20 protein-coding genes and 1 pseudogene are annotated in these 20022 nt (G+C 68.4%); 6 read left to right on the forward strand and 15 right to left on the reverse strand.

Annotated features, from left to right (window positions below; translation table 11 throughout):
- Positions 1-17: 17 nt before the first annotated feature.
- The gene (locus ON23_RS25085; RefSeq protein ID WP_039781183.1) at positions 18-287 is read left to right on the forward strand and encodes a hypothetical protein; all 270 of its coding nucleotides are present in this window, start codon (positions 18-20) and stop codon (positions 285-287) included.
- 31 nt (positions 288-318) lie between these two features.
- Here the strand turns inward: ON23_RS25085 and ON23_RS25090 are convergent, their stop codons facing one another.
- From ON23_RS25090 to ON23_RS25105, 4 genes are all read right to left on the reverse strand, one after another.
- Positions 319-1881: a bifunctional uroporphyrinogen-III C-methyltransferase/uroporphyrinogen-III synthase gene (locus ON23_RS25090; RefSeq protein WP_039781185.1), complete on the reverse strand. Its 1563-nt coding sequence runs from the start codon at positions 1879-1881 to the stop codon at positions 319-321.
- The gene (gene hemC / locus ON23_RS25095) at positions 1878-2882 is read right to left on the reverse strand and encodes a hydroxymethylbilane synthase (RefSeq protein WP_039781255.1); all 1005 of its coding nucleotides are present in this window, start codon (positions 2880-2882) and stop codon (positions 1878-1880) included. Before hemC ends, ON23_RS25090 begins: the two co-directional genes overlap by 4 nt.
- Positions 2883-2944: 62 nt before the next feature.
- Positions 2945-4333 (reverse strand): glutamyl-tRNA reductase, encoded by a 1389-nt coding sequence (locus ON23_RS25100; protein ID WP_039781186.1) that lies wholly within the window; start codon positions 4331-4333, stop codon positions 2945-2947.
- Positions 4330-5205 carry a redox-sensing transcriptional repressor Rex gene (locus tag ON23_RS25105; protein WP_039781256.1) on the reverse strand — a complete coding sequence of 292 codons (876 nt, stop codon included), beginning with the start codon at positions 5203-5205 and terminating at the stop codon, positions 4330-4332. Before ON23_RS25105 ends, ON23_RS25100 begins: the two co-directional genes overlap by 4 nt.
- A 352-nt stretch (positions 5206-5557) precedes the next feature.
- Between ON23_RS25105 and ON23_RS25110 the strand changes: the two genes are divergently transcribed.
- Both ON23_RS25110 and ON23_RS25115 read left to right on the forward strand, forming a co-directional pair.
- A complete protein-coding gene (locus tag ON23_RS25110) occupies positions 5558-5818 on the forward strand; it encodes a glutaredoxin family protein (protein WP_036505996.1) in 261 nt (86 codons plus the stop codon).
- Between the two features lie 81 nt (positions 5819-5899).
- Positions 5900-6937, forward strand: a complete 1038-nt coding sequence (locus ON23_RS25115; protein ID WP_373282250.1) for an HAD family hydrolase — start codon at positions 5900-5902, stop codon at positions 6935-6937.
- 48 nt (positions 6938-6985) lie between these two features.
- Here ON23_RS25115 and ON23_RS25120 read toward each other — a convergent pair whose 3' ends face one another.
- From ON23_RS25120 to ON23_RS25155, 9 genes and pseudogenes are all read right to left on the reverse strand, one after another.
- On the reverse strand, positions 6986-7996 hold the full coding sequence (locus ON23_RS25120; protein WP_039781189.1) for a lysophospholipid acyltransferase family protein: 1011 nt from the start codon (positions 7994-7996) through the stop codon (positions 6986-6988).
- Entirely contained in the window at positions 7993-9075 is a 1083-nt protein-coding gene (locus tag ON23_RS25125) for an NAD-dependent epimerase/dehydratase family protein (RefSeq protein ID WP_039781258.1), read from the reverse strand. The genes ON23_RS25120 and ON23_RS25125 overlap by 4 nt, the downstream gene beginning before the upstream one ends.
- A gap of 193 nt (positions 9076-9268) precedes the next feature.
- The gene (locus ON23_RS37065; protein WP_003402602.1) at positions 9269-9370 is read right to left on the reverse strand and encodes a 30S ribosomal protein bS22; all 102 of its coding nucleotides are present in this window, start codon (positions 9368-9370) and stop codon (positions 9269-9271) included.
- Between the two features lie 230 nt (positions 9371-9600).
- Positions 9601-9828 (reverse strand): helix-turn-helix domain-containing protein, encoded by a 228-nt coding sequence (locus ON23_RS25130; RefSeq protein ID WP_030516190.1) that lies wholly within the window; start codon positions 9826-9828, stop codon positions 9601-9603.
- A 167-nt stretch (positions 9829-9995) separates the two neighbouring features.
- Positions 9996-10814, reverse strand: a complete 819-nt coding sequence (gene proC / locus ON23_RS25135; RefSeq protein ID WP_039781190.1) for a pyrroline-5-carboxylate reductase — start codon at positions 10812-10814, stop codon at positions 9996-9998.
- Positions 10815-10885: 71 nt separating this feature from the next.
- Complete coding sequence (locus ON23_RS25140) at positions 10886-11776, reverse strand: thioesterase family protein (RefSeq protein WP_083904219.1); 891 nt, start codon at positions 11774-11776, stop codon at positions 10886-10888.
- Positions 11777-11922: 146 nt separating this feature from the next.
- Positions 11923-12786, reverse strand: a complete 864-nt coding sequence (locus tag ON23_RS25145; protein ID WP_051043306.1) for a sugar phosphate isomerase/epimerase family protein — start codon at positions 12784-12786, stop codon at positions 11923-11925.
- 50 nt (positions 12787-12836) lie between these two features.
- Positions 12837-13085 (reverse strand): annotated as a pseudogene (locus ON23_RS39970) (Rv0497 family membrane protein); the annotation flags it as partial.
- 1464 nt (positions 13086-14549) lie between these two features.
- Positions 14550-15545, reverse strand: coding sequence for a Ppx/GppA family phosphatase (locus ON23_RS25155; protein WP_051043288.1), 996 nt, complete (start codon positions 15543-15545; stop codon positions 14550-14552).
- Positions 15546-15699: 154 nt separating this feature from the next.
- Between ON23_RS25155 and ON23_RS25160 the strand changes: the two genes are divergently transcribed.
- The 3 genes from ON23_RS25160 to ON23_RS25170 all read left to right on the forward strand — a co-directional run bounded on the left by ON23_RS25160 (position 15700) and on the right by ON23_RS25170 (position 17580).
- Positions 15700-16521 carry a DUF3109 family protein gene (locus ON23_RS25160; protein WP_174376525.1) on the forward strand — a complete coding sequence of 274 codons (822 nt, stop codon included), beginning with the start codon at positions 15700-15702 and terminating at the stop codon, positions 16519-16521.
- Positions 16522-16620: 99 nt separating this feature from the next.
- Positions 16621-17187, forward strand: a complete 567-nt coding sequence (locus ON23_RS25165; protein WP_039781265.1) for an NADPH-dependent FMN reductase — start codon at positions 16621-16623, stop codon at positions 17185-17187.
- A 78-nt stretch (positions 17188-17265) separates the two neighbouring features.
- Entirely contained in the window at positions 17266-17580 is a 315-nt protein-coding gene (locus ON23_RS25170; protein ID WP_157170289.1) for a hypothetical protein, read from the forward strand.
- A gap of 115 nt (positions 17581-17695) precedes the next feature.
- Here ON23_RS25170 and ON23_RS25175 read toward each other — a convergent pair whose 3' ends face one another.
- Entirely contained in the window at positions 17696-18385 is a 690-nt protein-coding gene (locus ON23_RS25175) for a response regulator (protein ID WP_030516181.1), read from the reverse strand.
- Positions 18382-19632, reverse strand: coding sequence for a sensor histidine kinase (locus ON23_RS25180; protein WP_030516180.1), 1251 nt, complete (start codon positions 19630-19632; stop codon positions 18382-18384). The genes ON23_RS25175 and ON23_RS25180 overlap by 4 nt, the downstream gene beginning before the upstream one ends.
- Positions 19633-20022: the final 390 nt, after the last annotated feature.

Below are 20022 nucleotides of genomic sequence, written 5' to 3' on the forward strand. Positions count from 1 at the left end.
CCGAGGGGAGGATTCTCATGCCCACCGCACCGACGATCATCGATCCCTACGCGCCGCTGCTGAAACAGCCCCTACCGGCCGGACGGCCGCGCTCCTGGTACGTCATGCACAACCGCAGGCTGAAGGCCATGCGACTGGCCATCGCCCTGCTCGACTCCGGCGTCTACCGCGCCAACCTCGCCGACAATCAGACCATCCGGCACACCGCCGAGGTGGTCGGCATCCGCCCGCCCTCGAACAAGACCTGCAGCCTCGTCCGCGACCTCATGCGCGTACGCCGAGTATGAGGGGCTCCTAGCGGCCCTGCCCATCGAGCCGCTAGCGGCTGCGGCGGCTCTTCTTGCGCGGCGGGGGCAGCAGGCCCTCGGCGCGCAAGTGGGCGGCGTGTTCGGCCAGGGCGTCGACCAGCGGGCCGACCTGAGCGATCTCGGGTTGCACATCCACGCGCAGGCCGAATTCGATGGCCGTTTCGGCGGTTTTGGGGCCGATACAGGCAACGATGGTGCGCGCGTGCGGCTTTCCGGCGATACCGACCAGATTCCGGACCGTGGACGAGGAGGTGAACAGCACGGCGTCGAAACCGCCGGTCTTGATCATCTCCCGCGTTTCGGCCGGCGGCGGCGAGGCCCGCACGGTGCGGTACGCGGTGACATCGTCGATCTCCCAGCCGCGGTCGCGCAGACCCTCCGCCAGCGTTTCGGTGGCGATATCGGCGCGCGGCAGCAGTACGCGGTTGACCGGGTCGAAAACATCGTCGTAGGGCGGGAAGTCGGCCAGCAGGCCTTCCGAGGACTGCTCACCACTGGGCACCAGTTCGGGATTGATGCCGAACGAGCGCACCTTGTCCGCGGTCGCCTCTCCGACGCAGGCGATCTTCACACCGGAGAAAGCCCGTGCGTCCAAACCGAATTCGCCGAACTTCTCCCACACCGCGCGCACGGCGTTGGTGGAGGTGAACACCACCCACTGGTAGCGACCGTCGACCAGGCCCTTCACCGCGCGCTCCATCTGCGCGGGGCTGCGCGGCGGCTCGACGGCGATGGTCGGAACTTCCATCGGGATGGCGCCGTGCATGACGAGCTTCTCGCTCATCTCACCGGCCTGCTCCTTGGTGCGCGGCACCAGCACGGTCCAGCCGTACAGCGCCCGCGACTCCCACCACGACATCTTGGAGCGCTTCTCGACCTCCTTGCCGACCGTGACCACGAGCGGCCCGACCAGCTCCGAGGCGGCGGAGTTCAGGGTGGCCAGCGTCGCCTCGATGGTGCGCTGCTGCCGGGTGGTGCCGCGCACGGTCACCGCGACCGGGGTCTGCGGGGCGAGGCCGTGCTCGACCAGCGCGCTCGCGGTCTCGGCCAGGTGGCCGGAGGTGGCGTGCAGCACCAGCGGGCCGGGGGCGGCGGCGACGGAGGCCCAGTCGACCTCGCCACGCACATCGACCTCGGTGTGCGAGGAGCCGAGCGCGATACCGGCATAGGCCGGCACCGTGGTCGCCGACGGCAGCCCGGGCAGCACCTCGAAGTTCATATGCGACCGGGTCACGGCATTGACCTCGGAGATCACCGAATCGGTGGTCATCGGATCGCCGGAGACCAGCCGCACCACATCGTGTCCGGCGCGGGCCTCGTGCACCAGCGTCTTCGCGACCTCGGCCGGCTCGCCCAGTGCGGGACGCACGTCGACGGCGGATTCCCCGTCGGGCCCCGGCTCGACGGCGGTGCCGATCATGGTCAGCACGCCCTTGTCGACATCGGGATCGGTGAACGCCAGGCGCGCTCGTCCCAGCACCTCGCGGGCGCGGACCGTGAGCAGCGCCGGGTCACCAGGACCCGACCCGACGAACAGGATCCGACCGGGATGCTTCTTGGTGGCTCGGCTCATGGCTTGTTCTCCATCGGGCTGGGATTGGTGAAGTCGGACGCGCCGGCGGATACCTCGCCGGCCAGCAGGTCGCGCGCCCCCAGCTCCAGGAGCTCACGCGCCAGATCGCGGCCCAGCTGCTCTGCGTTCGCGAGCGAGCCGACCGCCGAGGCCCGGATGACATCCGAGCCGTCGATCGCCGCCGCGCCGCCGCGCAGCGACAGTTCCTCCACCACGCGGCCCTCGTCGTCGAGCGATTCGACGACCTCGGCGAGCGCACCGACCGGCGCCGTGCAACCGGCTTCGAGTTCGGCGAGCAGCGCGCGTTCGGCGACGACCGTGGCGCGACTGCCCGGATCGTCGAGGGTGGACAGGATGCTGACGAGATCGCTTTCCTCGCTGCGGCATTCGACCGCGAGCGCGCCCTGGGCCGGTGCCGGCAACATCTGCACGGGCTCCAGGGCCTCGGTGACCGAACCGAGCCGGTCCACACGGGACAGCCCGGCCCGCGCGACGACCACGGCGTCGAGTTCACCCTCGGCGACCTTGCGAAGTCTGGTGTCGATATTGCCGCGCAACGGCACGATCTCGAGACCGAGCCCGAGTGCGCGCAACTGGGCGGCACGCCGCGGCGCGGAGGTGCCGACCCGGGATCCGGCGGGTAGTTCGCCCAGCACCAGACCGTCCCGGGCGACCAGGACGTCACGCGGATCCTCGCGCGGCGGGATCGCGGCGATGGTGAAGCGCGGGTCGGGCGCGGTGGGCAGATCCTTATAGGAGTGCACCGCGATGTCGACCGTCCCGGCCGCCAGTTCCTCACGCAGCGCGGCGGTGAACACCCCGACACCGATCTTCTCGACCGGGTCCGACGACTGATCACCCGCGGTCTTCACGATCACCAATTCGGCGTGCTGCCCAGTGGCGATCAGCGCGTCGCGCACGGTGCCGGCCTGGGTCAGTGCCAGCACGCTGCCGCGGGTGCCGATCCGCCACGGGGCGTCGGTGGTGCCGCGTCGCGTCATGTTGTGCTCCTGCGTGTCGACCCCGGTGGCCGCGCCCCCGAATGCGGTGGCCGTATCAGCGCTCACTGCGGATGCCCCTGTTCGTCTCCGAGATGGCTCGTGGTGAAGTCGTCGGCCAGTTCGCCGCCGAGGGTGGCGATTTCCATCGGCGCCGCAACAGCTTGTGCCGCACCGGGTTTCAATTCGAACAATTCGCGCAGCGCCTCGGCGTAGCTGCCGCCGCCGGGCGCCGAGGCCAGCTGCTTGACCCGGACCGTGGGCGCGTGCAGCAGTTTGTCGACCACCCGGCGCACCGTGCGGGCCACCTCTTCACGCTGCGGATCGCCGAGATCGGGCAGTTTGGATTCCAGCCGCATCAGTTCGGCCTCGACCACCTCGGCCGCGCGCTGGCGCAGGGCCGCGACGGTCGGGGTGACTTCGGCCATCCGCTGGCCGGACAGATATTTGGCGAGTTCCTCGGCGACCAGGGCGCGCGCGGCGCTGGTGTCGTCGGCCGCCGCACCCGCTGCTGGGTCGCGCTGCAGCGTCTCCATGTCGATGACGGTGATATCGGGCAGGCCGGCCACCGCGGGATCCACATCGCGCGGCAGCCCCAGGTCGCAGATCACCATCTGATGTCCGGCGCGGGAGACGTTGAGGGCGCGGTGGGCGTCGGCCAGGCTCACCACCGAACCGACCGCGCCGGTGCTGGTGATCACGATGTCGGCATCGGCCATGGCGTTCACCAGGTTCGACAGCTCCATCGCGGTCGCCGGTGCGCCGTGCATGGTGGTCGCGGTGTGGGCCAGCCGCTGGGCACGCGCGAGCGTGCGGTTGACCACGATGATTCTGCCGATTCCGGCCCGCGCCAGATGTGCGACCGACAGCCCGCCCATCGCGCCCGCGCCGACCACGACCGCGGTGCGCCCGGCCAGATCACCGAGCACGTTCGCGGCGCGATCCAGCGCGACCGACACCACCGAGGCGCCCGCGCGGTCGATTCCGGTCTCCGAATGCACCCGCTTGCCGACCCGCAGCGCGTGCTGGGCCAATTCGTGCAGGGTGCGCCCGGCGGCCTGCTGGGCATCGGCGGCGGCGTAGGCCGAGCGGATCTGGCTGAGCACCTGCTGCTCGCCGACGACCATCGAATCCAGGCCGCTGGCCACGGCGAACAGATGTTCGGCCGCGGCCTCGCTGTAGCGCACGTAGGCGTGTTTGGTCAGTTCGGGCAGCGGCAGATCGGAATGCCGGGCCAGCAGATCACCGACCTCGGCGAGCCCACCATGGAAGGCGTCGACGACGGCGTAGATCTCGACGCGGTTGCAGGTGGAGACGATCATCGCCTCGGAGATGTGCTGGGAGGCCAGCATGCGATCGGTGAGCTTGGGCCGGTCCTCCTCGGTGACCGCGACCTTCTCCAGCACCGCCACGGGAGCGCTGCGATGCGAAATTCCGACGAGAAGCACACTCATGGTGCGACCACCGATCCCTTGCTGGTTGGCTCCGTTGCCGAATGCGAGGTTGTCTTGCGGGGTGCGGGCTGGTGGGCCGCGCGTCCGGCCATTCGCCGCCCGATCGGGGTGGATACCGCGTGCACGGTCTCCCCCGCGGCGACGCGCTCGGTCGCGGCCGGCTCGGCGGCCTCGAGTTCCGCGCTGCGAGCGCGCTCGAACGACAGCATCTGCAGTTCGACGGCGAGGTCGACGCGGCGGACCTCCACGGTGGCCGGAACCGCCAGGTTCACCGGCGAGAAGCTGAGGATGCACTGCACCCCGGCGGCGACGAGTTCGTCGCAGACGCTCTGGGCCGCGGCATCGGGAACGGTGACGACCGCGATCGTGGGGGCGAGTTCGGCGACCGCGGCCCGCAGCCGGGCGGTGTCGAGCACGCGCAGCCCGGCGACCGGGGCGCCGATCACCGCGGGATCGTTGTCGAAGATGCCGACCATGGTGAATCCGCGCCGCGAGAATCCGCCGTAACCGGCCAGCGCCCGGCCCAGATTTCCGGCGCCGACCAGGATCACGCGATGGCCGTCGGCCAGGCCGAGAACGTCTTCGATGCGGTTGCGCAACTTGGCCACGTCGTAGCCGACGCCGCGAACCCCGTTGGGGCCGAGGAAGGATAGATCCTTACGAAGCTTGGCCGAACCGACACCCGCCGCGACAGCCAGTTCTTCACTCGATACGATGAGCACACCCTCGTCGGCCAGGACGGCGAGCACTCGGAGGTAGGTGGCCAAACGGGTCACCGTCGCCTGCGGGATGTCCTTGTTGATGGATTTGCCGGAAACGCTGTTCAGAGCTCTGCCGGAGACGCCACCTGGCGTCTCATGCTGCTCTGTCACGTCGTTCGGCTCCTCGTCCGGCCGGGGGGTAGTGTCCGGGTTTTCGCTTGGTCCGCCGCCGATACCGGGCACAGGCATCGGTATCGGATCGGTATTGATACACGGGGTGCGGTTGCGTCCGCCGCCAGAAGCAGGCGGGTCGCGTGTCACCACCGTAACCGCTTGTGAAGCCCTGCACAAAGTCGGTGAATTCAGTCACTCTCCACTCGTCGGCTTCACGAATGCCTGCTCACATTCAACCGCCGTGGCACGAGCTTCGGGGCAGGCACGCCGGACCGGCGTTTTCGTCGCGCGAATCCGGCGATTCGCGGCTAATCGCAGCTCTGTCGGCACCGTGGCATTTAATGGCGATATGAGTACTGCCACGCATTCGGTGACTTTGCTGACCCGCGACGGCTGCGGTATGTGCACGGTCGCACTGACGCAACTGCGCGCCATCTGCGCGGACTTCGGGCTGGAGCCGGCGACCGTCGATGTGGACGCGGCGGCGGCCACCGACCCGTCGCTGCGAGCCGAGTTCGGCGACCGGCTGCCGGTGGTGCTGCTCGACGGCCGGGAACACAGTTACTTCGACGTCGACGAACCGCGATTGCGGGCCGATTTGAGTCGCTGAGCACACATCGCCGAGCAGCCATCGGGACAACGCTGTGCTCGGCTAATGTTGGAGTGTTCGCGCGAACAGGCGGAGGTACTGGTGCCGGAACGATCGAAAGATGCGAGGACGGGCTTCATCGCGGGCAGGTTCGGCGAATTCCCGGCGCGCTGGGGGCAGGGGCTGTCGGATCAGCTCACGCGGATCGCGCGCAGCCCGTTCGGACCCAGCGAGGAGGAGGTACGCGCCAACCTCGCCGGTGAGGCCAGCGCCGACGCGGCCCTCGCACTGCACGACGCGGAATTGGCCGAAACCTATGGGGCCGAATCCGATTCGGAATTACCGCCACATGCGCGCCCGCCCCGCGACCTGACCGCGGCGGCATTTTTCGACGTGGACAACACGATGGTGCAGGGCGCCTCGATCGTGCACTTCGCGCGCGGCCTGGCGGCGCGGAAATATTTCAAGACTTCCGACCTCGTCGATATGGCCTGGAAGCAGGTGAAATTCCGGGTCACGGGCAAGGAAAGCCAGGGCGATATGGCCAGCGGTAAGGAAAAGGCGCTGTCATTCATCGCCGGCCGCTCGACCGCCGAACTCGCGGCACTCGGCGAGGAAATCTACGACGAAATCATCGCCGACAAGATCTGGCCCGGCACCCGCGCACTGGCGCAAATGCATCTGGACGCCGGGCAGCAGGTGTGGCTGGTGACCGCGACGCCGGTGGAACTCGCACAGGTCATCGCGAAACGCCTCGGGCTGACCGGCGCGCTGGGCACGGTCGCCGAAAGCGTGGACGGCGTCTTCACCGGACGGCTGGTCGGCGATATTCTGCACGGCCTCGGCAAAGCGCATGCGGTGCGCACCCTGGCCATTCGCGAGGGTCTCAATCTCAAACGCTGCACGGCCTATTCCGACAGCCACAACGACGTGCCGATGCTCTCGCTGGCCGGGACCGCGGTGGCGATCAACCCGGATTCGGACCTGCGCGAGGTCGCCAAGAACCGCGGGTGGGAGATTCGCGATTTCCGGACCGGCCGCAAGGCCGCCAAGATCGGCGTGCCCACCGCATTGGCGCTGGGTGCGGCCGGTGGCGCGGCGGCCGCCGTGCTCACCCGCAGGCGCGAACAGCACGGCTGAGTCTCCCCGCCGGGGCGAGGAGACTCAGTTCGTCCGGCTCGTTCTCGATCAGCCGGTAAAGGGATTGCGCCGCTTGGTGAGCAGTTTGTACAGCGTCTGCTGGATGGTTTCGCGGACCTGATCGGTGACCTCGAACATCGTCATCGGGTCGTCGGCCGCCTCGGCCGCGTAATCCTCGGTCGCGATGGGCTTGCCGAATTCGATGGTCCACTTCGACGGCAACGGGATCGCACCCAGCGGTCCCAGATGCGGAAATGTCGGAGTCACCGGGAAATACGGCAATCCGAGCAGCCGCGCCAACGGCTTGATATCGGCGAGTTTCGGATAGATCTCCTCGGAACCGACGATCGAGCACGGAATGATCGGCACACCGGTTTTCACCGCCGCCGAAACGAATCCGCCGCGGCCGAAGCGCTGCAACTTGTAGCGCTCCGCATACGGCTTGCCGATGCCCTTGAAACCCTCGGGGAACACGCCCGCGACCTCGCCCGACCGCAGCAGCCGTTCGGCGTCGGCCGGGCAGGCCAGGGTGTGGCCGGCCTTGCGGGCCAGCCCGCCCACCACCGGCATCTCGAACACCAGATCCGCGGCCAGCAATCGCAGCGACCGATGGGCGGGATGCCGATCGTGCACCGCCAGCTGCAGCATCAGCGCGTCCAGTGCCACCACGCCGGCGTGATTGGAGACGACCAGCGCGCCACCGGAGGACGGAATGTTCTCGATACCGTTGACGTCCACCCGGAACCACAGATCCGACAGCGGTCGCAGTGACGGCAGGATGACCGATTGGAGCAGATGTTCGTCGCGACCGAACTCGTCGACCTGATAGTCCCCGGTGAGGCGGCGGCGGGCGAAATCGGCGGTATTGCGAATACCGTCGGCCACCGCACCCCGCACCAGATCACCCAGCGAGCGCGGCGGCGCCGATTCGGCCAGCCGCTCGGTCAGCGAGGTCACCGGCTGCAGGGCCGACTCCCCGGGCCAGCGCCGCGATGCCGGGCGCTGCCGGGCCTCGAAATCCGTCTCGTGCAGGTGAATGACTTTGGCCACGTCGTTCATCGATGTGCTCCCGTCCCGGCCCCGACGAGGCCGAGGAGTCTGTTTTCTGCAGCGTCGATCCAGCGCGGATCGATGACGGGCCGCAACGCTGCGCCCCCGATGAAGTCGTCGAACGCCTGCACCGTTGTCCAACGCGGTGCGAAGCCGAGTTCGGTACGCATTCTCGTGGTGTCCAATCCACAGCCGAAGTGGAAGTAATCGATCTGCTCGGTGGTGAACTCACGCATCACCGGGCCCATGAACGACCGGCCGACCGTATGGAAAACACTCATCGGCACCGGTAGTTCGACGCGACCCGCACGACGGATGGCCTGCGACAATGCCAGCGCCCCGTCACCGGCGACATTGAAGGTGCCGCCGGGAGCGGAATGCGCGGCATGCGCCAGCGCCGCGATCGCGTCCTCTTCGTGCAACAGCTGCATACGGGGGTCGCGGCCGAAGATCGTCGGCGTGATCGGGGAACGGAAATACTGCACGCCCCGGCCCGCCAGACGCGGCCCCACTATCGGTGCGAATCGAAGGATCGCCGCGGCGATATCCGGACGCCGGCGTGCCATTCCGCGGACGAATCCCTCGACCTCGATCATGTCGCGCGCGAACCAGCCCTTCGGCGGCGTGCGCGCACTCATCTCCTCGGTGAATTTCGCCGGATCCTTCGGACCGCAGCCGTAGACCGCCGAGGAGGAGCGGACCACGACACGGCGCACACTCGGCGCCTTCTGACAGACCGCCATCAGCTGCATGGCGCCGAAGACGTTGTAGTCCTTCATCGCCGCCCGGCCGCCACCGGCGGGCGGGCGGGACAGTACGGCCGGATGCACGACGGTGTCGACCTTGTTCCCGTCGATCACCTTGCGGATCAACGGATTTCGAATGTCGGCGCGAACGAACTCGGCGCGCCCCATCCGGCGCAGCAGATCGCGACTGGGCATCCGGGCGTCGACGGCGATGACGCGTTCGATCGCGGGATCGGCCGCCAGCCGTGTGATGACATTGCCGCCGAAGAAGCGGCTCGCGCCGGTGACGAGAACGACTTGTGGCGGCTGGTCGTCGCGGCCAGCCGTTCGCCCGTCCCGCATATCCGAACCCACGCCGAATCCCACCTGTGCACCCCTGCTTTGGCTAGTTCCGTTAACCAGAGTAGCGGCTGTTACGGAGGTGGCCGACAGTATTTACCAGGATCTAACGATGACTTCAGTCACCGGAAACAAATGCTGAAGCCCGCCACCTGAAACGGTGGCGGGCTTCCAGCTAATTTCCAGCGTGTAAGGCTTACTTGCCGAGTTTGCGACGCTGCACGCGCGTACGGCGAAGCAGCTTGCGGTGCTTCTTCTTCGACATCCGCTTACGGCGCTTCTTGATCACAGAACCCATAGGGTTGTTCCTCGCGTTCTCTCTCTACCCTCGGCACGCACGCCGGTTACGTACGCCCATCTTCCGGTTCGCTCGGCGGCCGCCTGGCAACCAGTGTTCAGCTCCCGACCTGACCCAGATCGGCAGCGGGTAACACAACGGTGGTTCATCGTACCGGGCCAACCCACGGCGAACGAAACGGGCACCGATGTGCCCGGTCGCCGACACCGCCGACCGGCGTTCACACGTCCCTACCCGGCGTCGAAGTACGACGTCTGCAGGTAGTCGTGTACCGCCTTGGCGTGTACCCGGAACGATCGACCGACTCTGACAGCGGGTAGTTCTCCCGAGTGAACCAGCCGATACACCGTCATCTTCGAAACCCGCATCAGATTCGCCACCTCGGCAACGGTGAGGAACTGTGTTCCTCCACCGCCGATGACAGGACCGGAACTCGCAGAGCTGTTTCCAGACATCATTGCGCCACTGACCTCCGGCACGTCCGCGCCGCCGGCTTCCCCACCGGCGGAACAGACACGCACGTGCTCCCTCGAGCTTAGCGTGACCAGTGGGATTGCTGCGACGGGTGGGAGAAATAGCAGTGTCACCAGCGGATGTCACGTCACACCCAGCGGCCACCGCGCGGTTACTCGCCGGTCGCCCCCTGTTCGACCGAGCGGCGCTTGGCCGCGTGCAGCGCCTCCCAGAACGCCGAGCGCACGCCGCCGCGCTCGAGCTCGCGCACGGCCGCCGCGGTCGTCCCCGCCGGCGAGGTCACCGCGGCACGCAACTCCGCGGCATCCTGTCCGGATTCCTCCAGCAGCGCCGCCGAGCCGAGCATGGTCTGCACGACCAGTTCGGTGGCCACGTCCCGGGTCAGGCCGAGGCCGACACCGGCCTCCACCATGGCCTCGACCACCAGGAAGAAGTACGCGGGCCCGGATCCGGACACCGCGGTCACCGCGTCCATCTGACTCTCGGCGACGGTGACGACCCTGCCGACCGCGCCCAGCAGTTCCGAAACCGTATCCAGCTCGCCGGATTTGGCATGACGACCGGCCGCGATCGCGCTCATGCCCTGGCCGACCAGCATCGGGGTGTTCGGCATGACCCGCACCACCGGGAATCCGGCGGGCAACTTCGACTCCACCCGGGCGGTGGTCACGCCGGCAGCCAGCGACACCAGGATCTGATCGCGGTCGTTGTCGAGTTCGAGTTTGCCGAGTTCGGTCAGCACGGCGTCGACATCGTGCGGCTTCACCGCGACCACCAGCACATCCGCGCCCGCCGCGGCCTCGGCCAGACTGTCGGTGACCCGGATGCCGAACCGCTCGCTCAACACCTGCGCGCGGGCCGTCACCGTCTCGACCACGACCAGATCCTTACCCGGTCGCCCGGCCTCGAGCAGCCCGGCAATCAACGCCTCGCCGATCCGTCCGCCACCGATCACCGCAATTCTCGTCATGAGGCCCAAGGCTATCCGTGCGCGGCGAGCGGCGCGGGGCAGGGGCGATCAGGGGGCGGCGTGGCAGCGAATCAGCGCGGCAGGGGAATCAGCGCGAGCTGGCGGGACTGCGCCACCACCGCGCCCGTGCTGTCGAGCACGATCTGATCCTCGTCGAACATGCGCTCACCGATCTCGTGGGCGGTCGCGATCACCCGCAGCCAGCCCGGGGCGGGACGCCGCCGCAGGTAGGTGGTGAGCTGCACGGTCGGAGCCCAGCCGAACCGGCCCATATTCATCGGCACCGGCGGGCTCATATCGCCCGCCATCATGGCGAAGTAGGCGGCGACGTCGGGATCGCTGCCGTCACCGGCGCGCGGACGGATCCACAGGCGCAGCCGCGGCTCGCCCTGCTCGCCGGACAGGAACCGCGCCCAGGACGGATCGATCGCCACCGACGCGCCCCGCGCGACATTGACCAACCGGCCCATCGGAGAATCCGGTTCGTCGTATCCCAGGGCGTCGGCGGGTGGCTCCGGCGGCATATCCGCCACGGTCTCGCGCCGATAGGCCGGTTCCGCGTCGTCGAGGTGACCGAAGGTGAACGCCGAATGCACCAGCGTGCGGCCACCCTGGACCAGATCGGCGTCGACCAGGCAGATCTGGCGGCCCGTCTTGCGGATACGGACCTCGTACTCGACCTCGCCCGGATCGGGAGCGCCGAGGAAATCGGTGCTCGCCGCGATCGGGGACATCTCGGCCAGCTCGGGGTGGGTGGTGCGCAACCGGGTCGTGGCGGCGGCCGCCGACGAGGCGATCATGGTGCCGCCGTGCAGTTTCTTGCCGATCGTCCACACCGGATCGATCACGCCGCGATAGCGCGCGAGCTCCGCGGAAGCCTCCACCTCGGTCACCGCGCACACCCGGCTGAACGGTGCGTCGTCCACCTCCGGTCGTACCGTCTCGACCGCCAGTTCCGTCACCCGCCGCTCCTCTCCGTGGGCCAGCCGGTTCCGACCGGCTCGTACACCGTATAAGTCTGCCGGAAGGTCGCTCGATTCCCTACCGGGTGTGACGAAGCTGTACGGGCCGAGCTGTAGCAGGCGGAGCTGTACCGGGCGGTGGCCGCTCACCACTGCCTGGTCGGTTCCCGCCCCGGCGCCGGCTGCAGATTGTTCAGATGGGTGCGGGCGAACCGCAGCGATCGCCCCAGCATCGCGGCGCGGTCGGCGGTGGTCCGCGCGTTCTGGGTGTTCACCTCGATCACGGCATGACCGCGGAAACCGTTGCGCACCAACGCTTCACACACTTCCACACAGGGCTGCGCACCCTCGCCGGGAATCAGGTGTTCGTCGTGCGCGGCGCCGCGGCCGTCGGCCAGGTGCAAATGCGCCAGACCGCTGCCCATGCGATCGGCCAATGTCAGTGCGTCCATTCCGGCGGTCGCGGTGTGCGACAGATCCAGGGTGTAGTGCCGGAAGCCGGTGTCGGTCGGATCGTAGGACGGACTGAACGCGGTCACGGAAAGTCCCGGCCCGCCACGGCGTTCCAGCCGGCGCGCCGAGCCGGAGCGGCGCCCGAACAGCGTGTCGGCGCGCATGGGGAACATGTTCTCCACCGCGACCACGACCGGACTGCTGTCCTCGAGTTCGCCCACCTGCTGCGCGAAACCCTCCGCATAGCGCCGCTGCCAGCGGAAGGGCGGATGCACCACCACGGTCGCCGCCCCCAGCGACTCCGCGGCTCGCACACTGCGTTCGAGCTTGGCCACCGGATCGGCGCCCCACACCCGCTGCGAAATGAGCAAACAGGGCGCGTGCACCGCCAGCACCGGCACCGAGTACCGGCGCACGTACGACTGGACGGTGGCGATGTTCTGGCTGGCCGGTTCGGCCCAGACCATCAATTCCACACCGTCGTAACCCAAGTCGGCGGCGTACCGGAACGCCGCCTCGGTGTTCTCCGGATAGACCGACGCCGTCGACAACCCCACCTGAACGGTGGTCCCCACCTGACCGCTGTACCCCACTTGCTGCTCCCTGCTCAGTTCGTGCTGAGAAGAAAGGCTAGCGGTCCGAGCGTCACGAAGATGCCCACAACGACCGCGATCACCGTGCTGAGGATGTCGTCGGTGCGGCGGAGCACCCGAACCAGCGCGACCAGACCGAGGATCACGACCATCGCCAGTACCAGGGCCACGAACGGCATGATGTCCCACATCTGCTCGAAACCCTTGAACAGCAACATTCCCGCGACCGCCGCGCCGACGGCCTGGCCGCCGAGGATCATCCACTGCCGGCGGTTGAGATCCTCGACCGAGCCACGGCGCGGAGCCGGGCGGCTCAGCTGCGGCAGTTTGTCGCGCAGCGAGAATCCGCGCGGCGCGGCCCGGCGCCGACGCGGGGTGGCCTCGATCTCCTCGTCGTCGAGCAGATCGTCGTCGTAGTCGTCCTCGGGTTCGTCGAGTTCGACCGGTGCGTAGAACTCGGTGCGCGCCTCGGCCGGATCGAGCAGATCGATGACCCCGCGACGCGGCCCGCGATCCCGGCGCGCCGCGGCTTCGCGCCGCTCCTCACGAGCTCCGGCGTCGCGCAGCAGATCTCCGGCAACGGTCTGGCCGGACAGCAGCGGCTGCTCACGAGCGGCCAGCGACCATCCCGGCGACCGATCCTCGGCCGGCTCGTCCTCGTGGCCGCCCGGTCCGGATTCGTCGAAATCACGAGGAGCCGAAACCGGAGCACCCGGCCGCCGCCGCGCCGACCACGCGGGGAGACCCCCGCCCGCGTCGGCGCCGTTGCGACCGCCCGCGGGACCGTCGGGCGCATCGGCTCCGTCGCGTCCCGGCTTCGCGCCGTTGCGGCGCGGCAGGTCGGCGCGACCCGGTGTGGGGTACTCGGGGGCACCGAATTCGCGGCCTGCCGGAGCCCCGAATTCGCGGTGCGGCGAAGGAGTTTCGGGCGGGCGCGGCGGCGCCCAGGCAGCAGTCGGCGGCGTGGCGTCGGTTCCCATTCCGCCCCGGAACGGCGGCACCATCACGGTGTTGCGCTCGTCGGGCTCCGGCCGATGCCGGCGCCCCGACCGGCCCGAATCCACCGGCGCCTCCGGTGGGGCGAACGACCCCGCCGCCTCCCGCTCGGCCAGCGCCTCCCGCAGTTCGCGGCGGGCGCGGCGGCCGGTGGGCGCCGGCGCGGAATCCACGCCGTAGGGGGCGGGCGAGCCCTCCGGCGCGGCATGCCGGGTGGAATCGGGCTGGACGTCGTATCCGGGAGCGGCGTATCCGGGAGCCGCGTATCCGGGAGCCGCGTATCCGGGTGCCGCGCCGAACTCGGGCGACGAGCCGTATCCGCCCGGCGATTCGAACGAGGCGGGCGGTAAGCCGGTCGCCTCGTATCCCGGCTGCTCCCAGGAGTTCGGCGCGCTCGGGGCCTCCGGAGCGGCGGCCAGGGGATCGTAGAAGCTGATCGGGCCCGACAGCGGTGACTCGGCTTCGTACCCGGGTACCGAGAGTTGGAAGTCGGGCATCGGTTCCGGATCCGGCTCGGCCTCCGGGGCGGCGTGCGAGGAGGAACCCTCCCGGACCGCCGGCAGGTCGCCGGTCAGGTCGGTGACCGCGATGCCGCGTCCGCCTCTGCGGCGCCGTCCGCCGCCCGACGCCGGAACTCCCTGGCCGTTGCGCGCCAGCAGTTCGGCGACCGACAGCTGGGTCGAATCCTCACTCATGCCGGCTCCTTTCCGATAGACCGCTGCCCGAATCGATCATCCCGATACGGCCTCGGTCGGGCCCGGCACTCCGATGGGCCGAGTACTACCCGGACCCGGATCGGTACCCAGGTCGGTATCCAGTTTGCGCAGGATCAGTCCTTCGCGCAGCGCCCACGGGCAGATTTCGAGCGTATCGAGGGACAATGCCCGCATACTCGCCTCCGCCACGAGTGCGCCGGCCACCAGTTGCTGGGACCGGTCGGAACTGACACCTTCCAATTCTGCGCGATCGGCGGCGGTCATCCGAGAAATGAATGCGATCAACTGCCGCAGACCGGAACTGGTGAGACTACGCCGCACGCGCGGTCCCGCGGCCGAAGGGGCGGCTCCGGTCAGCCGGGCCAGCGAGCGGAAGGTTTTCGAGGTGCCCACCGCCAGATCCGGGCGCCCCACCTCCAGCAATTGTTTGGCCGGGATCACCAACTCGGCGTCGAGCCAGTCCCGCAGCACCGCCACCCGCCGCTTCCCCGGCGGGTCGCCGTTCAGCCAGTCCCTGGTCAGCCGGCCGGCACCCAACTGCAGCGACAGCGCCGCATCGGGCGCCTCGTCGCAGCCGTTGCTCATCTCGAGCGATCCCCCGCCGATGTCGAGATTCAGAATGCGCCCCGCACTCCACCCGTACCAACGCCGCACCGCCAGGAACGTCAGCCGGGCCTCGTCGACGCCCGACAGCACCCGCAGATCGACACCCGCACGCGCGCGGATCTGTGCCAGCACGGCATCGGAATTGGCCGCCTCCCGCAGCGCCGAGGTCGCGAAGGGCATCAGCTCCACACAGCCGGAAGTCTTTGCGATACTGGCGAATTCGGTGATCGTCTTGGTGAGCTTGGCCGCGCCCTCGGGCGTGATGCAGCCCGCGTCGTCCATATTCTCCGACAGCCGCAGGGTGGCCTTCGTCGAGCTCATCGGCATCGGGTGCCCACCCCGATGCGCGTCCACCACGAGCAGGTGGACGGTATTACTTCCCACATCGAGAACACCGAGCCGCACATGAATACGGTACCGGGGTCGGTGCGAGCACCGGAGGACGAATCCGAACTCCCCCGACCCAGCAGCCCGGGAGTGGGCTCGAGCGGGGAAGCTGTTAGCGTCTGGCGATGTGACCGCAGGAGCATCGCCGACCGGGCTGCGACCAGCTGCGAAGATCGATCCGGCACCGGAGGTCGATCTCGACTTCCCGCGGGAGTGGATCGAATTCGTCGATCCGGCAAATGCCGAGCATGTGATCGCGGCCGACCTCACCTGGCTGCTGTCGCGCTGGACCTGTGTCTTCGGCACGCCGGCCTGCCAGGGCATCATCGAGGGCCGCCCGGACGACGGCTGCTGTTCGCACGGCGCCTTCCTCTGCGACGACGACGATCGCAAGAAGCTGGCCAAGGCCGTGAAGATGCTCACGCCGCAGGACTGGCAGCTGATGGACGAGGCGCGCGACCGCGACGGCAAGGTCCGCAAGAAGCTGTATCTGGAAGAGGACGAACTCGACGACGAGCCGGCCATCCGCACTCGCCGCTACGAGGGCGCCTGCATCTTCCTCAACCGTCCGGGCTTCGCCGGCGGAATCGGATGCGCCCTGCACACGATGGCCCTGCGCAAGGGCATCGAGCCGCTGACGGTGAAGCCCGAGGTGTGCTGGCAGCTGCCGATCCGGCGCACCCAGGACTGGGTCGACCGGCCCGACGGCGAACAGATCCTGCGCACCACCATCACCGAGTACGACCGGCGCGGCTGGGGCCCGGGTGGCCTGGATCTGCACTGGTACTGCTCGGGTTCGCCCGACGCGCATGTCGGGAGCCGCCCGGTCTGGCAGTCCTACGCGCCCGAACTGATCGAATTGATCGGGCAGCCGGCCTACGACGAACTCGCCCGGCACTGCCGCCGGCGCGAAGGGCTGGGACTGATCGCGGTGCATCCGGCCACGACCGCCGCCCGCGAGAAAGCCGAAACCGACCAGGCCGGGAATATCTGATCCGCCAACCCATTTCGTACGAATATGGGTATTGCGCCGGGTACGCCGGCATCCGAGTCCTCCGTCGCCGATTCCGACTCCGCGGGAAACGATTCCGCGGTGGCATCACGCCCCGGCGCACCTCGAATCCTGTTGATTTCCGGAAGCACCCGGCCGGGATCCACCAACACCGCCGCGTTGCGCACCTTCGCCGAAATCGCCGCACCGGACTGCACCGCGGAATTGTTCACCGAATTGGTCGATATCCCGGCCTTCGTGCCCGGCGATCAGCCCGCCCCGCCCGCGGTGCGCGCCTTGCGTGAGCGACTCGCGGCCGCCGATGCCGTGGTGTTCTGCGCACCCGAATACGCCGGCTTCATTCCCGGCAGTCTGAAGAATCTACTGGAGTGGACCGTCGGGGCCGCGGATCTGCACGAGAAACCGGTGGCCTGGATTTCGGTGGCGGCCCCGGGCCGCGGGGAAGGTGCGATCACATCGCTGCGCACGGTGCTCGGATATGTCGGCGCGGTGGAAATCGAATCCGCGTGCCGGCGAATGACCGTGCTGGGCAGCATGGTCGGCACCGACGGAACGATCGCGGACGCGACGGTGCGACAGGCTCTGGCCGAATCCGTCGCCGCGCTCGGCGCCTATCTTTCGGCCGCGGCAGCGGCACGGGAATTGTGAAGTATCTCTGTACGGTCATCGCCTCGCCATGCGCGCTTCACGTACCCGTGATAGGCATAAGCCATGATGAGGAAATTCTTGGCTACTGCAGCACTCGCCGCCGGTGCGGCCCTGACGCTGGCTCCCGCCGCGCACGCCGACCCCGCCACCGATCCGGCGCACTACTCGCTGCAGAACGACAACTTCGTCGTCTACAACGACCCGTCGGTGCTGTCCGCGAAGGAGAACGGCAAGCAGGTCATCGTGAGCCCCTACGGCACCTCCCGCCCGATCGCGTGCCACGACGACACCGCGCCGCTGGACGACTGCTGGCAGCGTGACGACTTCGGCTGGTTCCAGCTGCAGAAGCAGGAGCTGCCGCAGATCGGCACCGCGTGGGTGCACGTCGTCTAGCGGACGGCACCGGCGTCGATTCGAGAAGTCGGCACGAAACTCGATACGGAAAAGCCGCGAGACCCGTCGGGCCTCGCGGCTTTCTCGTTTCCGCGACGTTCTCGTTTCCGGGAGATCAGGCCTCGAGCTTGTACCCGAGTCCGCGCACGGTCACCAGATGTTCGGGCTTGGCCGGATCGGCCTCGATCTTCGACCGCAGCCGCTTGACGTGGACGTCCAGGGTCTTGGTGTCGCCGACGTAATCGGCGCCCCAGACACGGTCGATCAGCTGGCCGCGGGTCAGCACCCGGCCGGAATTGCGCAGCAGGTATTCGAGCAGATCGAATTCCTTCAGCGGCAGCGTCACCGACTTGCCGTTGACCTGCACGGTGTGGCGATCCACATCCATGCGCACCGGGCCTGCCTCGAGCACGCCGCTCTCGCCGGACCCGTCCATCTCCTCGCCGGCGCCGCGGCGCAGCACGGCCCGGATGCGGGCGATCAGTTCCCGTGAGGAGTACGGCTTGGTGACATAGTCGTCGGCGCCCAGTTCCAGCCCGACGACCTTGTCGATCTCGCTGTCACGCGCGGTCACCATGATCACCGGCACACTGCTGCGGGTGCGCAGCTGCTTGCACACATCGGTGCCGCTCATCCCGGGCAGCATCAGATCCAGCAGCACGATATCGGCACCGGAGCGGTCGAATTCCGACAGCGCGGATGGCCCGTCGCCCACGACCGTGACCTCGAAGCCCTCCTTGCGCAGCAGGAACGCGAGCGGATCGGCCAGCGACTCCTCGTCCTCGACGATCAACACACTGGTCATCGGGTTGCCTCCACACCGTTTTGTCCGGTCCGCCGGCGCGGACCGTCGTCGTTCTTGCCCACCCCGATTGCGGTGGGGCTCTTCCTCTCCGCCGGGGCGGCGGAATTCTGGTTGCCGGATTCGACCGCGGGAATACGCAGCGTGAACGTGGAACCGGTACCCAATTTGCTCCACAACGTGATTTCCCCATTGTGATTGGCGGCCACGTGCTTGACGATAGCCAGCCCGAGTCCGGTTCCGCCGGTGGCGCGCGAACGCGCCTTGTCCGCGCGGAAGAAACGTTCGAAGACCCGTTCCTGGTCTTCCTTGGCGATGCCGATGCCGCGGTCGGTGACCGCGATATTGACGTGGCCGTTGCGCAGCGAACGGCTCACCGACACGTGCGAACCCTTCGGCGAATAGTTGATCGCGTTCTCGACCAGATTCGACAGCGCCGTCACCAGCAGGGTTTCGTCGCCGAGTATCTCGAGGCCGCTGTTGGCGTCGGTGCTGACGGTGATGCCGGCGGCCTCGGCGGCGGTTCGCGACCGTTCGATCGCGGCATTGACCACGGTGTCGACGTCGACCGCCTCGAGCTGTGGCAGCTTCTCGGCCCCCTGCAGCCGCGACAGCGCGATCAGCTCGGTGACCATCTTGCCCATCCGGTTCGACTCGCTGACCAGCCGCTGTCCGAAATGCCGCACCGAATCCGGATCGTCGGCCGACTCCAGCATGGCCTCGGCGAGCAGACTCATCGCGCCGACCGGGGTCTTGAGCTCGTGACTGACATTGGCGACGAAATCGCGGCGGGTGGCCTCCATACGGGCCTGTTCGGAGTCGTCGTCGGCGAACAGCACGACGAAGTTCGAATCGCCGCGCGAGAGCGGGCGGGCCACACCGCGCACGGCGATGCTGTTGCGGCCCGGCAGCGGATTCTTCAGCGTCTGGTCGAACTCGACGTCCTCGCCGGTCGCGATCACCTTCTCCACCGCCGCCCAGGCGCGTTCGTCCAGCAACCGGTTGCGGACCAGGCCCAGTTCCTCGGCGCGCGGGTTGACCAGCACCACGTCGCGATATTCGTCGACCACGGCGATGCCGCTCTCCGAGGCCAGCACGATCAGATCCAGTACCTGCGACATGGTCAGGCCGGATTCGGCCGCGCGGCGCTCGGCTTGCCGGGCGTTCATGTACGGGATGACCAGGCCACCGACGGCCAGACCGACTACGGCCGCGAGGACTGCAAGCAGCACGGCCTGGGGAACGCTCACATAGAGAATCGTACGGTCGCGGACACGTACTCCAAACCCGGGTTGACGAAGTTTCGCGCAGGTCACGGCTGATTCCGCGATCGTTGGCCGGGTGTTCACACAAAGTTGGCCGAGCCCCGGATCGGCCTCGACCGGCGGTTTTCGGCCGCCTGGCAATGATCGCGCGAACAGTTTGCCTTGCGGCACCGCACATCTGGAGGTCGCGCGAATCGCGAGTGAACACCTCCGGCGTGTCGGTCGGCCGAGTCGCTGGGCCCCGCGGCATACGCCGGTTGTGAGGTGCGCCTCAATTCCGCGCCGCAGGCACCGGCGGCAGACGCGTCGCGCGGACCGGCGGAAAACGAAAAGTCCCGGGTACGTACGCCGTTGTACGTTCCCGGGACCGTCGGG

The sequence above is a fragment of the Nocardia cerradoensis NBRC 101014 genome (genome assembly GCF_000308535.1).
GTDB lineage: Bacteria > Actinomycetota > Actinomycetes > Mycobacteriales > Mycobacteriaceae > Nocardia > Nocardia cerradoensis.